This window comes from Roseovarius autotrophicus (assembly GCF_018069895.1).
In the GTDB taxonomy this organism is placed as follows: Bacteria; Pseudomonadota; Alphaproteobacteria; order Rhodobacterales; family Rhodobacteraceae; genus Roseovarius; species Roseovarius autotrophicus.
Window position 1 is genome coordinate 1 of sequence record NZ_JAGQDH010000037.1, and the last position, 13,938, is coordinate 13,938.

Consider the following 13,938-nt stretch of genomic DNA (forward strand, 5'->3'; position numbering starts at 1 on the left):
GGGCCGTCCAAATGGACGCCCATTTTGCCGTCTACTTCCAAAATCCAAACCCTCCGTCACGCGCATGCGCACAGAATGGCTGGATCAAGTCAGAAATGGCAGGAGGGGATCGGCGTCGCGCTTACCTGCGAACCGGGGAGGTCCAGTTTCGAAAAAAGCTGACGCGTAAGCAGTTCCCTGTGTTCATGGCCCAGCAGGATCCCTGCCTGGTTATTTTTGAGGCTTGCGGTAGCGCGCACTACTGGGCACGCGAAATGGAGGGGCTCGGTCACAACGCTCAGCTGATCGCACCACAGCCTGCGTATTCCGGAACATCCGCCCACCCATTCCGACAACATGCGCCCACCTGTTCCGGGCTATCCGCCCACCAGTGACGCGTTGCCGTGAGGCAGCGTGTTTCGGGTATCAGGTTTGAGGCATTTCGTCATCCATTTTGGCGATGGTTTTGCGCATGGACGCGCCCTCGAGTTCGAGGCGGTAAGCGTTGTGGACGATGCGGTCGAGGATGGCGTCCGCGAACGTCGGCTCGCCGATGACGTCGTGCCAGGCCTTGATGGGCAATTGGCTGGTGATCATGGTTGCACCGCGGCCATACCGTTCTTCGACGATTTCCATCAGGTCGCGGCGCTGCGTGCCCGTCAATCGGTCCGGTCCCCAGTCATCCAGGATCAGCAGCTGTGCTTTCGTGATGCTGCGGAACAAGCGGGGAAAGCGCCCGTCGCCATGGGCCAGCTCCAGTTCTTCGAAGAGGCGTGGCATCCGCTTGTAGACCACGGTGACGCCGTCGCGACAGGCCGCTTGCGCCAGAGCACAACCGAGCCAGGTCTTCCCGACCCCACAGGGGCCGGTGATGATCAGGTTGCGCTTGTCGGTGATCCACTTGCCCGTGAGCAGGCTCTGGAACAGCGCCTTGTCGAGGCCGCGCCGCGCGCGGTAATCGACATCTTCGTGGCAGGCACCCACGTGGCGCAGCCTGGCGGCGCGCATGCGGGCGTCAAACCGTTTGGTCTCGCGGCTGGCGACCTCGCGGTCGACCAACAGGCCAAGCCATTCAGCGTGGCTGAGATCGGCAGCTGCGTCCTGAGCCTGCAGTTCGGCGAAGGCTTTGGCCATGCCGTCCAATCGTAGGGCTTTCAGGTGATCGAGGGTTGGGTGGTCGAGCATGAAGTTTCCTTTCAATGGAAGTAATCGGCGCGTCGCGCCGGAGGCGCGCCACCTTTATGGATCGGCGCACCTTTGGTGCGACGGATGTTGGGGTGGGGGATGGCAGGCTCCTCCGTGGCGCGGGTGCGGGGCCTGCTCTCCAGGCCATTCTTCAGAATGGATTGGATCGATGAGTAGGATCGGGCGTTGATCTCGAGCCCGCGTCTGCAAGCAGCATCAAGCCTTTCCGGGCCGAACCTGTCGGCTAGCCGGATCACGCCCAGACAGGTGCGATAGCCCTGTTCAGGGTGCTTGCGCTCGCGCATCACGACCTCGGTGAAGATCGCGACATTCGGCCCGACACGGGCGGCCCAGGCCCGGATGCGCTGCGGCGTCCAGTCCTCGCGGAACCTGTGGTGCGCGGGCATGTGCTCGGCTTGCGTGGAATGCTGCCCGTTGCCGGAAGTGCGCACAGCCGGAAAGGCGACAGCCCCGTCCTGCCAGACCTGCTGGACCAGATCCCGGACGACGAAGACATCGCTACCGTGATCGCAGATGGCGCCTACGACACCCGCGGCTGCCACAGCGCCATCATCGCACGCGGTGGCACGGCGTTCGGGCACTCTCTCGAACCGGTGGCGTTCGTGCCCTCACTCCCGATCCGCAAAAATGGCCGACCGTGGAAGGAGGATTGCCCAGCCGCCCGGGCCCGCAACGAAACCCTGCGCGCCACACGTCACTACGGCCGGGCGTTCTGGAAACGGTGGACGGGATACCACGCCCGCAGCCGCGCCGAGGCCAGGATGCCCTCGCAGGTTCGCTCGAACCTGTGGCGCTGAACCTGCTCGACCTCAAGTCTTTCGGCGAACGCATCGCCGCGAGAGACCCAGACCGCCAAACCGCCGAAATCCACATCCGCGTCGCACTCATCAACCGCTTCAATGCCCTCGGCACCGCCGAGATCGTCCGCGTGGCCTGAACCGGAAGGGGCAAGGGGAACTCACGCCTCAAGCCACCTTTCTGCAACAACGCCATGCCGCGTACAAAACTGACGAATCAGTCAAGCGATCAATCCTTCGGTCGATACCGTGAAAGGATCGCGGCGACGTTCTCCTCGCGCTCGTCCTCTGGGTTCAATAGCGCTCTGTCCTGTACACCGCGCAGATGCCCATGCATCCGCGTGACCGCATGCTCGGCATCGCCCCGGGCGATGGCCTCGATGATCTCGGCATGTTCCTCGACCCCGCATTCCGCCGAATGCGCCTGCGCGAACCGCGCCAGGATCAATGAGCAGCGCGACACGATCTCGTTGACGTAATTCGCGAGGATCTGCGATCCTGTCAGTTCTGCCAGCAGGATATGGAACTCTCCGGCCAGCCGGATCGAGCGCGTGCCGTCTTTGCCCAGGGCCTTATCCTCCTCTGCCAGATGCGCCTTGAGCGCTTTGACAATAGGCCCCGACTCCATCTGGCACAGCCGGTGCATCACCTCGCGCTCCAGGCATTGCCGCATGTCGAAGATGTCATACGCCTCTTCGATAGTGGGCTCCGCCACCGACGCCCCGCGATTCGGCTGGATATCCACCAACCCCTCTGCATCCAGCCGGACCAGCGCATTGCGTACAAGAGTCCGGCTCACACCAAAGGTCTCGCCAATGGAATCTTCGGGGAGCTTCATACCCGGTTTCAATGCCTGTTCGATGATCGCCTGCCTTAACGAGTCATAGACTGGAAAGCTGCGCTTGGATGATTTGTACATATTTTTAGTCACTTACCCGCCTGCTGGGTCGACCCAAACAGGGCCATATGAATGATATCAGCTCTGCCGCATTTGTATCAAATACATTTATTGTATGCAATCAAGTAGTTTTTTTGTGGACATAATTTATTCTGCTCTCTAACGTCCACTGGTATCTTGAGGCGACAAACTCGCCTTGAAGGAAGGAAAGTCCCGCGTTCCTTGGTGTTTCAGCGGGATTGTGAATCAAACGGATGCAAAGCTCTCATGTATTGTATCCAAAACAGGGAGAAATGATTATGATTTCAGGATTTCGCCCCCGGGCCGTACTTGCCGGTGGTCTGGTTGTCGCGCTGTCAGCAACCGGCGTGCTGGCCGAAACGGTGAAATGGGGAGCGCCACGCGACATCGTCTCGCTGGACCCCTATTCCTATGGCGACAGCTACACGATCAATTTTCTGAACCACATCTACGAGGGGCTGGTTCGCTTCAATCGCGACCTCAAGATCGAGCCCGGCCTCGCCGAGTCCTGGGAGATCATCTCGCCCACCACGTGGCGGTTCAAGCTGCGCGAGGGGGTTCAGTTCCACAACGGCAATCCCTTCACCGCCGAGGACGTTCTTGCCTCGCTCCAGCGCGTCAGCGACGAGACATCGCCACTCAAGGGCAACCTGCCCGCCTACAAAAGCGCCGAGGTGGTGGACGAGTACACGATTGATATTGAGTTGACCGGCCCCTATCCGTTGCTGCTCAACGATCTGACCAACATCCATATCTTTGACAAGGACTGGCTGGTCGAGAACAATGCCGAGAAGCCGACCGATGTCAGCGCGGGCGTTGAGGGCTTTGCAACCTTCAATACCAATGGCACCGGTCCGTTCAGGCTGGAGTCCCGCACCCCTGAGGCACAGACGATTCTGACCGCGAACACAGACTGGTGGGACGCGCCCGCACACAACCTTACCCGGATCGAGTTCCAGCCCGTCACCTCCGCCGCAACCCGCGTGGCCGCGATCTTGTCCGGCGAGGTCGATTTCATCGACAGCGTCCCGGTGCAGGACCTGCCGCGCCTTCAGGCTGCGCCGAACCTCAATGTTCTGGAACGCACCGACCTGCGCACCGTCATGCTGGGCTTCAACCGGCGCGACGCATTGGTCGCGGGTGGCGAGAACCCGATGAACGACCTGCGCATCCGCCAGGCGATGCAGCTGGCCGTGGACATGGACCTGATCCGTGACAAGGTGATGCGCGGCAAATCCCGCAACGCCGGCACCCTGGTTGCTCCTGCCATCCCCGGTTATTCCGAGGCGCTGGACGAGGTGGTGCGCGTCGATGTCGAGCGCGCCAAGGAACTGCTGGCCGAGGCCGGCTATGCGAACGGGTTCGAGTTCGATTTCATCTGCACCAATGAAAGCTACGTGAACGAGGAACAGTTCTGTCAGGCGATCGCCTCGATGTGGTCGCGGGTCGGGCTCAAGCCGCGCCTCGATATCGGTCCCAACGCGAAACAGACGCCCAAGCGCGCCAACGGTCAGGCCGATGTCTACACGATCGGATGGGCGACACTGCCGATGCTGGATACCTACTCGATCCTGATCCAGATGCTGCACAGCAAACAGGGAAATGCCGGCGTCTTCAACTGGGGCGGCTGGTCCTATCCCGAGATCGACCGCCTTACCCAGGCCGCCGGAGTGGAGCTCGATCGCGAGACACGGCTGGCGATGGAGACCGAGGCGCTCAGGATTGCCAGGGAAGAGATCGTGATGATGCCGTTGCACCAGCAGCCGATGGCCTGGGCGGTTTCGTCCGATTTCGCGGATTTTCCCCAGTTCCCCGACAACAAGCCGCGGCTCTGGTACGTGACCAGGTGATCCCCGTCGGCTGGGGCGGCGCTGCGGCGCCGCCCTCCTTTCTCAAGAACGGGAGGCAACCATGCTGGCTTTTCTGATCAAACGTTCCGCCAACGCCATCTTCGTGATGCTGTCGGTAAGCTTCATCGCCTTCATGATCTTTCGCTTCGTCGGCGATCCGGTCGAGCTGATGTTGAACGAACAGGCCACCCAGACGCAACGTGACGAACTGCGCACGCGCCTCGGCCTGGACAAGCCCTTCATCGTGCAGTTCGGAACCTTCGTGGCAAACGCGGCCCAGGGCGATTTCGGCATCTCTTTCCGCAACCAGCAGGATGTGCTGGATATGATCTCCGAACGCTTCCCTGCCACCTTCGAACTGGTGATCGTGGCCACTCTGATCTCTCTGGTCGTTGGCATCCCGATGGGGGTAATCACGGCGATCCGACGCCAGACCTGGTATGCCGAGACGATGCAATTCACCTCGATCATCGGCGTCTCGCTGCCCAGTTTCGTGGTGGGTATCGGACTGATCCTGATCTTCTCGGTCTGGCTTGGCTGGCTGCCCGCCTTCGGTCGCGGCGAGACGGTGGATATCGGATGGTGGTCCACGGGCCTGCTGACCCATTCGGGCCGCATGTCCCTCATCCTGCCCGCGGTCTCGCTCTCGCTCTTCCAGATCACACTGGTGATGCGTCTCGTGCGCGCCGAGATGCTCGAGGTTCTGCGGTCCGACTTCATCAAATTCGCCCGCGCCCGCGGCATACCCGCGCGGGTCATCCATTTCCGCCACGCGCTGCGCAATTGCCTGATGCCCGTCGTCACCATGACCGCAATGCAGATCGGCGGCCTTATCGCTTTCGCTCTGGTGACCGAGACGGTTTTCCAGTGGCCCGGCATGGGCCTGCTGTTCATCCAGGCCGTCACCTTTGTCGATGTGCCGATCATGGCCGCCTATCTCTGCATTGTGGCGCTGATCTTCGTCCTGCTCAACACCATCGTGGACATCACCTATGCGGTGATTGATCCCCGCCTGCGCGGAGCCGAGAAATGACCGATATCCTTGCCCACAACCTTGCGCGCAAGCCCAAGACCCGCCTGCGTCTGTTTCTCGACAGCGACCTGTGGTGGAGTTTCCGGCACTCGAGATCCGCCAAGGGTGCGGCCATCGTGCTCGGTCTTGTGATCCTCGCCGCGCTGCTGGCCCCGGTGCTGTCGCCGCAGAACCCCTATGATCTCGCGGCGCTGGAGCTGTGGAACGCCGAGCTGCCCCCGGTCTGGATGGAGGGCGGCCAGATGCCCTATGTCCTCGGAACCGACGTGCAGGGGCGCGACATCCTCTCGGGCATCCTCTACGGCACCCGCATCTCGATCTTCATCGGCATCGCCTCGGTTGTCGTCTCGTTGGTGATCGGCGTCATGGCGGGTCTGGTGGCGGGCTTCTACGGCGGCTGGGTCGACAACGTGCTCATGCGGATCGGCGATGTGCTGCTCTCGATCCCGATCATCCTCGTCGCCATCCTCGTCAGCTCCGTTGCCCAGACCATGTTGCCGCCTGAACTGCGTGAGGCGGGCATCGCCATCGTGCTCGTGCTGGCCATCGCGCTTTATTCCTGGGTGCAATATGCCCGCGTCGTGCGCGCGCAGACGATGGTGGAACGGCGCAAGGAATACGTGCAGGCATCGCGCCTCGTCGGCACGCCTGCACGGCGCTTGATGCTGAAGCACATTCTGCCCAACACGCTTACCCCGGTCTTTGTCGCCGCCACGCTGAATTTCGGCCTCGCCATCCTGATCGAGGCAACGCTGTCCTTCCTCGGCGTCGGCATGCCGCCGAACCAACCCTCGCTGGGCACACTGATCCGGGTGGGTAATCAATACCTCTTCTCTGGCTCGTGGTGGATCGTTCTGTTCCCGTCGATCCAGCTTTGCATTCTCGTGGTCGCGGTCAACATGCTGGGGGACTGGCTGCGCGATGCGCTCAACCCGAAACTTCGTTGAAGAAAGACGCTTGAATGACCTCTCTCCTCGTCAAGAATGTCCGCATCATGGACGGTGACCCCGCCGACATCCTGATCCGCGACGGCACCATCGCCGAGATCGCGCCGGGCCTCGACGCCCCCGGTGTTCCGGTCGAGGATGGGGCCGGCCTGATCGCCCTGCCGGGGTTGGTGGACGCCCATACCCATCTCGACAAGTCGCTGCTGGGCTGGCCCTGGTACAAGAACGACGTGGGCGGTGCCTCGCTCATGGCGATGATCGAGAACGAGCGCGACATGAAACAGCGCCTCGGCCTAGACCCGCATGTCCAATCAATGCGCCACGCGCTCAAGACCGCCAGTTTCGGTGCGACCCTGATCCGCAGCCATGTGGATATTGACACCCAAGGTGGCTTGCGCGCCCTCGAAGGCGTCATGCGGACCGCCGAGGTTCTGGCGGATGTGGTCGAGATCGAAACCGTGGCCTTCCCGCAGTCCGGCCTGACGATCCGCGACGGCACGGTCGAGTTGATGGACCAGGCCCTTGCGATGGGGGCCGATCTTGTCGGCGGGCTCGATCCCTGCGGCGTGGATCACGATCCCAAGGGTCATCTGGACATCATCTTCGACCTGGCCGAGAGACACGGCAAGGGGATCGACATCCACCTGCATGAAAGCGGTGAGCTCGGCCTCTTCTCGATGGCGATGATCCTCGACCGTGCGCAGGCGCTGGACATGAAGGGCATGGTCACCATTTCCCACGCCTTCTGCCTCGGGATGCAGGACTATCCGCGCGTCGAGGCGATGCTGGAACGGCTTGCGGCACTCGACGTGGCGATCATGACCACCGCGCCCGCCTCCTCTCCCGCGCCGCTGGTCAGACAGCTCGACGCGCATGGCATCCGTATCGGCGCGGGCAATGACGGGATTCAGGACACCTGGGGTCCCTATGGCAACGGCGACATGCTGGAACGAGCCAAGTTCGTGGGCCTGCGCAACAATCTCCGCATGGACGCCGAGGTCAAGCGCGCGCTTGACATCTGCTCTGGCGGCGGTGCTGCGGCGATGGGAAAACCCCGCCGCGAACTTGCAGTCGGTGCCCCCGGAGATCTTGTGCTGGTCGCGGGCGAGGCCGTGGTGCAGGCCGTCGTCACCCACGCCCCGCGTCGGCTCGTCGTCAAGGGCGGCCACGTCACAGCACGGGACGGTCAGACCCTGGTGCAGGCCCTGTGACCGGCTTTTCCGACATCCCCCTCGGCACGCGTCCGCAGGGCCGCTGGGCTCTCTCGGCCCGCTGGATTCTCGCCGACACGCCGCAGGGCCGCCACCTTGTCGAGAACGGCGAGGTGGTGATCGAGGGCGCGCGCATGATCCATGTAGGCACCCCCTTTGAGGGCGAGCTTGCCGCGCGTCACGCCATGGGCGAGGCGCTGATCGCGCCCGGCTTCGTCGATCTCGACGCGCTGTCGGACCTCGACACCACGCTGCTCGCCTACGACAACTGGCCCGGAGAAAGGAAAGGCCGCGTCTGGCCGCGCAGCTATGTCGATCACGGCCCCTACGAAATGTACAGCCCCGAGGAACTGGCCTTTCAGAAACGTTTCACGTTCGGCCAGCTCCTCCTCAACGGAATCACCAGCGCCGCGCCCATCGCCTCGCTCTTTTACCGCGAATGGGGCGAGACCACCGCCGAATTCGATGCCGCTGCCGAGGCCGCGCAAGACTTGGGCCTGCGTGTCTGGCTCGGACCCGCCTACCGCTCGGGCGGCATGGTGCTCGAAGAGGATGGCCGCATCATGCCCTCGTTCGACGAGGCGCGCGGCCTCGATGGCCTCGAGCGCGCCATCGCTTTCGCCAGGAAATGGCAGGGCAACGATATCGTCAACCCCCTGCTTGCCCCTGACCGCGTCGAGACCTGCACTGAAACCTTGCTGCGCCGCACAATGGCCGCCGCCGAGGATATCGACTGCCCTGTCCGTCTGCACATGGCTCAAGGCGCGATGGAGCGCGACACGGTGCAGGCACTCCATGGCAAGACAGCGCCCGCATGGATGGACGACCTGCGTCTGCTCAATTCGCGCCTGCTCGCCCCGCATGCCACAGTCACGACCGATGATGATCTCCGCCGCTATGCCGATAATGGCGTCACCGTCATCCACTGCCCGCTCGTCGCCGCGCGTCACGGCGGTGCGCTGCGCTCGTTTCGCAAACTGCGCGACATGGGCATCCGCATCGCGATGGGCACCGATACCGCCCCGCCCGACATGGTGCTGAACATGGCCGTGGGCATGATGATGGCCCGCATGGTCGAGGGCGATATGGCCGCCTGCACCTCTGCCCGGTTCATGGATGCCGCCACACGTCATGGAGCGCAGGCGCTGGGCCGGAACGACATCGGCGTGCTCCGCGCCGGTGCTAAGGCCGATCTCGCCGTGTTCGACCTGAACGATACGGTGATGGCCCCCACGATAGACCCTGTGCAGACCCTCATTCTGGGCGCGACCGGCCGCGTGACCCGCGCCACTATCGTGGATGGACGGCTCTCGATGCGCGCCGGGGAGGTGGCGGGCATCGACATGAAAGCGGCCCGCGCCCAGGCCCAGACACAGTTCGACGGCCTGCTTGCCAGATACCCCGACCGCACCGCAGGCCACCCGCCGCTCGCAACGATCTTTCCGCCCGCCTATCCCCTTTCGGATCATCGCCAGACGTGAAGGACCCAAAGATGATGCTGCGATCTGACATCTCGCCGGAAAACCCCGGCACCGGCACCGCCACCCCCGTGCTCGAAGTCTCGAACCTCAGGGTCGAGTTCCCGACACGGCACGGCACTCTCACCGCCATCGACGACGTGTCCATGCGCATAGAACCCGGAGAGATCCTCGGCGTCGTTGGAGAATCCGGCGCGGGCAAGTCGATCACTGGCCTTGCCGTCCTTGGCCTGCTGGAAGCGCCCGGCCGCATCGCGGGTGGCGAAATCCATGTCGCGGGCCGCCGTATCGATACGCTCAGCGAAGACGAACTGACAAAGGTCCGCGGCAGCGAGATGGGCGCGATATTCCAGGATCCGCTGACCGCGCTGAACCCACTTTTTTCTGTCGGCGCGCAACTGGTCGAGACAATCCGCCTGCACACCGATCTGAGCAAGGACGGTGCCCGCGCCCGCGCGCTCCACCTGCTGCGCGAGGTCGGCATTCCCGCCCCGGAGGAACGGCTCAGGCAGTTCCCACACCAGTTTTCCGGCGGGATGCGGCAGCGCGTGGTGATCGCCTTGGCGCTGGCGGCCGAGCCGGGCCTGATCATCGCCGATGAACCCACCACCGCGCTCGACGTGTCGATCCAGGCACAGATCACCACGCTGCTACGCCGCCTTTGCAAGGAGCACCGCACCGGGATCATGCTGGTCACCCATGACATGGGCGTCATCGCAGAAACCGCCGACCGTGTCGCCGTGATGTATTCCGGCCGCATGGTCGAAACGGGACGCGTGGAGGACGTGATCCACGATCCCCAGCACCCCTATACTAAGGGCCTGATGGCTGCGATCCCGAGCCTGCATGACCGGGTCGAGATACTGACCCAGATCGACGGCTCGATGCCCCGGCTCAACACCAGACCCTCGGGCTGCGCCTTCAACCCGCGTTGCCCCGTGGCCGGGCCGCGCTGCCGCCGCGACCGCCCCGAAATGGTTGCCGCAGGCCGCAACCGCGCCGCCTGTTTCCTGCATGATGGAGGAACCCAATGACCACCGCAGACGCCATTCTCTCTGTTGATCTCGTCTCCAAGGAATTCGACGTCTCCGCCCCGTGGCTCAACCGCGTGCTGGAGCGCAAGCCACGGCTCTTCGTCAAGGCGGTGAACGAGGTGAGCTTCTCCATTCCGCGCGGCAGCTGCTTCAGCATCGTGGGCGAGTCCGGCTGTGGCAAATCCACCGTCGCGCGGCTCGTGACCGGACTCTATGCCACCTCCGGCGGCAAGATCCGTTTCGGTCCCGGCACCGCGGGACGCGCCGTGCGCGTGCAGATGATATTTCAGGACCCGCAATCCAGCCTGAACCCTCGCTGGCGCGTGGGCGACATCATCGCGGAACCCATCCGCGAGATGAAGCTGCGAAAGACCGAGGACGAGACCCGCGACCGGGTCGAGGACCTGCTGCGCATCGTGGGGCTCGCCGCCGATGACGTCGCCAAGTTCCCGCATGAATTCTCCGGCGGTCAGCGCCAACGGATCTCCATCGCACGCGCGCTGGCCTCGGAACCCGAGCTTCTGGTCTGCGATGAGCCCACCTCGGCCCTCGATGTCTCGGTTCAGGCGCAGATCCTCAATCTCATGCGGCGCCTTCAAAAGGAGCTGGGCCTGACATATCTTTTCATCAGCCATGATCTCAGTGTGGTGCGACACATGTCCGACACCATCGCCGTCATGTATCTCGGCCGCATCGTCGAGATGGCCCCGGCCGAGGATCTCTTCACCGCGCCGCAGCATCCCTATTCGCAACTGCTCCTCGGCACGATCCCGGACATTCACGCCCCCAAACGCGACCGCATTTTGCAGACGGGTGAACCGCCCAGCCCGCTCGACCCGCCGCCCGGTTGCACCTTTCACCCCCGCTGCCCCTTGGCTGACGCGCGATGCCGTCGCGAGAACCCGGCGTTGCGCGACCATGGCCGCGCCTCGGTCAGTTGCCACGCCGTCGCAGAAGGCCGAGCACCGGCCCTCGACCGAAAGGACGCGTGATGCAGTTCGATTTCACCCGCCTCCCGCCTGCCGACCGGTACCGCCTGCTCACCAATTTCATCGGTCCGCGCCCCATTGCGCTTGTCACCACCCGCTCTCCCGGCGGACATGCCAACGCGGCCCCCATGAGCTTTTTCAACGTCTTCTCGCATGAACCGCCGCTTGTCATCATCGGCGTCTCCGCCCGTCCCGACGGCAGCGAGAAGGACACGATCGCAAATATCCGCCGCACCCGGGAATTCTGCGTCAACATGGTCGACATGGCGCTGTCCGAGCAGATGATCCTTTGTGGCGTCAACTTCGCCGGTGATGTGGACGAGCTCGACTTTGCGGGGCTGCCCGCCGATCTCTGCCATCAGGTCGATGCCGACCGAATCGCCACCACCCCTTGCGCCATGGAATGCCGGATAGAGCGGATCATCGACTATCCCGGACGTGCTATTGTCATTGGCGAGGTGGTCGAAATGCATGTGCGCGACGACTGCATCGACCGGCAAGGCCGTTATGTCGACCCTGCCATCTATCAACCCATCGCGCGCCTCCATGCCGACAACTACATCACCAGCGACCGGCAGTTCGAGCTCAGGAAACCCGCCCATCTCGCCCGGTGCGAGGTTGGCACCACCCCCTTGCCCGCAGGATCCCGTTGATGCGCATTCATGTCGTGAACCCCAATTCCAGCACCGGCATGACCGAGCAGATCGGCCGCACCGCCCGCAGCGTGGCCTCTCCCGGCACCGTGATCGATCTGACCGGCGGCGGCACAACGTGCCCCGCCTCGATCGAGGGGCACACGGACGAGGCGCTCTGCGTGCCGCCGATGTTGATCCAGATCCGGCAGGCCGAGGCGCGCGGTGCCGACGCGCATGTGATCGCCTGCTTCGATGACCCGGGGCTTGGGGCCGCGCGCGAGGTCGCCGCCCGTCCCGTCATCGGCATCTGCGAAGCGTCGGTCCAGATCGCCCTGCTTCTTTCCAGCCGCTTCTCGGTGGTGACCTCGCTGTGCCGCTCCGTTCCGATCATCGAGGATCTTGTCGAGAAATATGGAGCCGGTCGCCGCTGCCGCCGGGTCCGCGCGGTGGACATGCCCGTTCTGGCGATCGAGGAGGACCAGACCACGGCCGCCGCGTGCCTCACCGCCGAGATCCTTGCCGCCCGTGACGTGGATCGGGCCGAGGCGGTGATCCTGGGTTGCGCAGGCATGAGCGCGCTGTGCGCCCGCCTTACCGCTGAGACCGGTATGCCCGTGATCGACGGTGTCACTGCCGCCATCCGTCTGGCCGAGGCGTTGGCGGGCATGGGTTACACGACTTCCAAGCTCGGCGTCTACGCCCTACCGCTAGAGAAGCCGGGCGGCTTTGGCGAGCTGAGTGAGGTGGCGTTGCGGGCTTGAGAAGGAAAAAACGGGGGTCTTAATCCGACCGATCCCGTTGTCTAGGTGTGATACCAACGGCCCTATTTTTTGACCGCCTTTGCATAGTCTCGGGCGGTGACCGAACGGGCGGTTTCGATGTCGTTGGCGAAGAAGTTCCAGGCTTCGCAGCATCGCGCGACGATATCGTCGTAGTTCTCGAAGACGGAGATGGCGAGGCGGTTGGCGCGCAGGTAGGCCCAGACGTTCTCGATGGGGTTGAGTTCTGGGGTATATGGCGGTAGCGGGAGGAGGGTGATGCTGTTGGGCACGACGAGCGCCTTGGCCCTATGCCAGCCGGCGCCGAAGATGTAGGCCCAAGTGTAGCGGGGGTGTTGTCACATTAACTCAACCAGTCTTCAGGTTGGCGTGCCTATCTCACATCAAGCGACATTGGCCGCGATTTTCCATGCCTCGAATGCTTCCAGTCGGTGGTAACGGATCATGAGGGCTGCGCGGCGGCTGGCTGGGACGGAGAAGGAATTGCGGGTTGCGGAGTGCATGGGCACGAAGCGCTGCAATCCCCCAGGCGATCGGAATCGCTGCATCATCCGTTCTCTTTTCCTCAACGACAAATGGCTGTTTGCGTATTCCGAGGTGATGCGCCCACCGATTCCGATTTGATGCGCCCACGCGTTCCGATTTTATCCGCCCACCGATTCCGGGGGATCCGCCCACCCCTGTGACGTGCTGCTGCGAGGCAATCTGTAACCGGCTACCTTCCGCCCTTTTGGCACGAAGGAAGCCCGATGAAGAGATTGCCGATGCGGAAGATACGAGATGTTTTGCGGCTCTCGGCCGAGGGTCTGTCGACGCGCCAGATTGCGGCGAGCCTAGCGATCGGGCGCACGACCCTTCGGGGCTACCTTGAGCGCGCCGACGAGTTGGGTCTGGGCTGGCCGCTGCCGCCCGAGATGTCCGATACGGACCTTGAGCGACTGCTCTATCCGCGGATGAGAACGGCGGTGCAAAATTAGGCCACGGTAGCGGCGGGATAGTCTCGCTGCGGGCGGAGTAAAATTCTGCCACTTTTCCCTTCTTGCGGCTGCAGGGAGGGTGGGGAGATCTATACCGTGGAACT

14 protein-coding genes and 3 pseudogenes are annotated in these 13,938 nt (G+C 63.3%); 12 read left to right on the forward strand and 5 right to left on the reverse strand.

All coding sequences use genetic code 11. From position 1 onward, the window contains the following. Positions 1–182: 182 nt before the first annotated feature. Positions 183–296: pseudogene (locus KAK09_RS18925) on the forward strand (IS110 family transposase); the annotation flags it as partial. A 109-nt stretch (positions 297–405) separates the two neighbouring features. On the opposite strand, the gene istB reads toward KAK09_RS18925, so the two are convergent. Together istB and KAK09_RS17690 are read right to left on the reverse strand one after the other, a co-directional pair. After that, positions 406–1,164: an IS21-like element helper ATPase IstB gene (gene istB, locus KAK09_RS17685; protein WP_210880255.1), complete on the reverse strand. Its 759-nt coding sequence runs from the start codon at positions 1,162–1,164 to the stop codon at positions 406–408. 11 nt (positions 1,165–1,175) lie between these two features. Next, positions 1,176–1,571, reverse strand: a complete 396-nt coding sequence (locus KAK09_RS17690; protein ID WP_210880256.1) for a transposase — start codon at positions 1,569–1,571, stop codon at positions 1,176–1,178. A 45-nt stretch (positions 1,572–1,616) separates the two neighbouring features. On the opposite strand from KAK09_RS17690, the pseudogene KAK09_RS17695 reads away from it, so the two are divergent. Further along, a pseudogene (locus KAK09_RS17695) lies at positions 1,617–2,122 on the forward strand (transposase); the annotation flags it as partial. Positions 2,123–2,211: 89 nt separating this feature from the next. On the opposite strand, the gene KAK09_RS17700 reads toward KAK09_RS17695, so the two are convergent. Next, positions 2,212–2,901 (reverse strand): GntR family transcriptional regulator, encoded by a 690-nt coding sequence (locus KAK09_RS17700; protein ID WP_210880257.1) that lies wholly within the window; start codon positions 2,899–2,901, stop codon positions 2,212–2,214. Between the two features lie 278 nt (positions 2,902–3,179). Between KAK09_RS17700 and KAK09_RS17705 the strand changes: the two genes are divergently transcribed. From KAK09_RS17705 to KAK09_RS17745, 9 genes are all read left to right on the forward strand, one after another. Further along, entirely contained in the window at positions 3,180–4,751 is a 1,572-nt protein-coding gene (locus tag KAK09_RS17705; RefSeq protein WP_210880258.1) for an ABC transporter substrate-binding protein, read from the forward strand. 61 nt (positions 4,752–4,812) lie between these two features. Then, positions 4,813–5,784 carry an ABC transporter permease gene (locus KAK09_RS17710; protein ID WP_210880259.1) on the forward strand — a complete coding sequence of 324 codons (972 nt, stop codon included), beginning with the start codon at positions 4,813–4,815 and terminating at the stop codon, positions 5,782–5,784. Beyond that, positions 5,781–6,731, forward strand: coding sequence for an ABC transporter permease (locus tag KAK09_RS17715; protein ID WP_210880260.1), 951 nt, complete (start codon positions 5,781–5,783; stop codon positions 6,729–6,731). The genes KAK09_RS17710 and KAK09_RS17715 overlap by 4 nt, the downstream gene beginning before the upstream one ends. Positions 6,732–6,745: 14 nt before the next feature. After that, positions 6,746–7,942 carry an amidohydrolase family protein gene (locus tag KAK09_RS17720; RefSeq protein ID WP_210880261.1) on the forward strand — a complete coding sequence of 399 codons (1,197 nt, stop codon included), beginning with the start codon at positions 6,746–6,748 and terminating at the stop codon, positions 7,940–7,942. After that, positions 7,939–9,423 carry a chlorohydrolase family protein gene (locus KAK09_RS17725; RefSeq protein ID WP_336244484.1) on the forward strand — a complete coding sequence of 495 codons (1,485 nt, stop codon included), beginning with the start codon at positions 7,939–7,941 and terminating at the stop codon, positions 9,421–9,423. The genes KAK09_RS17720 and KAK09_RS17725 overlap by 4 nt, the downstream gene beginning before the upstream one ends. A gap of 11 nt (positions 9,424–9,434) precedes the next feature. Then, positions 9,435–10,454, forward strand: coding sequence for an ABC transporter ATP-binding protein (locus KAK09_RS17730; RefSeq protein ID WP_247651406.1), 1,020 nt, complete (start codon positions 9,435–9,437; stop codon positions 10,452–10,454). Then, positions 10,451–11,446: an ABC transporter ATP-binding protein gene (locus KAK09_RS17735; RefSeq protein WP_210880262.1), complete on the forward strand. Its 996-nt coding sequence runs from the start codon at positions 10,451–10,453 to the stop codon at positions 11,444–11,446. The genes KAK09_RS17730 and KAK09_RS17735 overlap by 4 nt, the downstream gene beginning before the upstream one ends. Then, positions 11,446–12,096 carry a flavin reductase family protein gene (locus tag KAK09_RS17740; RefSeq protein WP_210880263.1) on the forward strand — a complete coding sequence of 217 codons (651 nt, stop codon included), beginning with the start codon at positions 11,446–11,448 and terminating at the stop codon, positions 12,094–12,096. Before KAK09_RS17735 ends, KAK09_RS17740 begins: the two co-directional genes overlap by 1 nt. After that, complete coding sequence (locus tag KAK09_RS17745) at positions 12,096–12,839, forward strand: aspartate/glutamate racemase family protein (protein WP_210880264.1); 744 nt, start codon at positions 12,096–12,098, stop codon at positions 12,837–12,839. Before KAK09_RS17740 ends, KAK09_RS17745 begins: the two co-directional genes overlap by 1 nt. Before the next feature lie 62 nt (positions 12,840–12,901). Here the strand turns inward: KAK09_RS17745 and KAK09_RS17750 are convergent, their stop codons facing one another. Continuing rightward, positions 12,902–13,168 (reverse strand): transposase, encoded by a 267-nt coding sequence (locus tag KAK09_RS17750; RefSeq protein ID WP_418895546.1) that lies wholly within the window; start codon positions 13,166–13,168, stop codon positions 12,902–12,904. A 72-nt stretch (positions 13,169–13,240) separates the two neighbouring features. Beyond that, positions 13,241–13,441 (reverse strand): annotated as a pseudogene (locus KAK09_RS18930) (IS6 family transposase); the annotation flags it as partial. A gap of 180 nt (positions 13,442–13,621) precedes the next feature. Here KAK09_RS18930 and KAK09_RS17755 point away from each other — a divergent pair. Further along, complete coding sequence (locus tag KAK09_RS17755; protein ID WP_210880266.1) at positions 13,622–13,834, forward strand: helix-turn-helix domain-containing protein; 213 nt, start codon at positions 13,622–13,624, stop codon at positions 13,832–13,834. Positions 13,835–13,938: the final 104 nt, after the last annotated feature.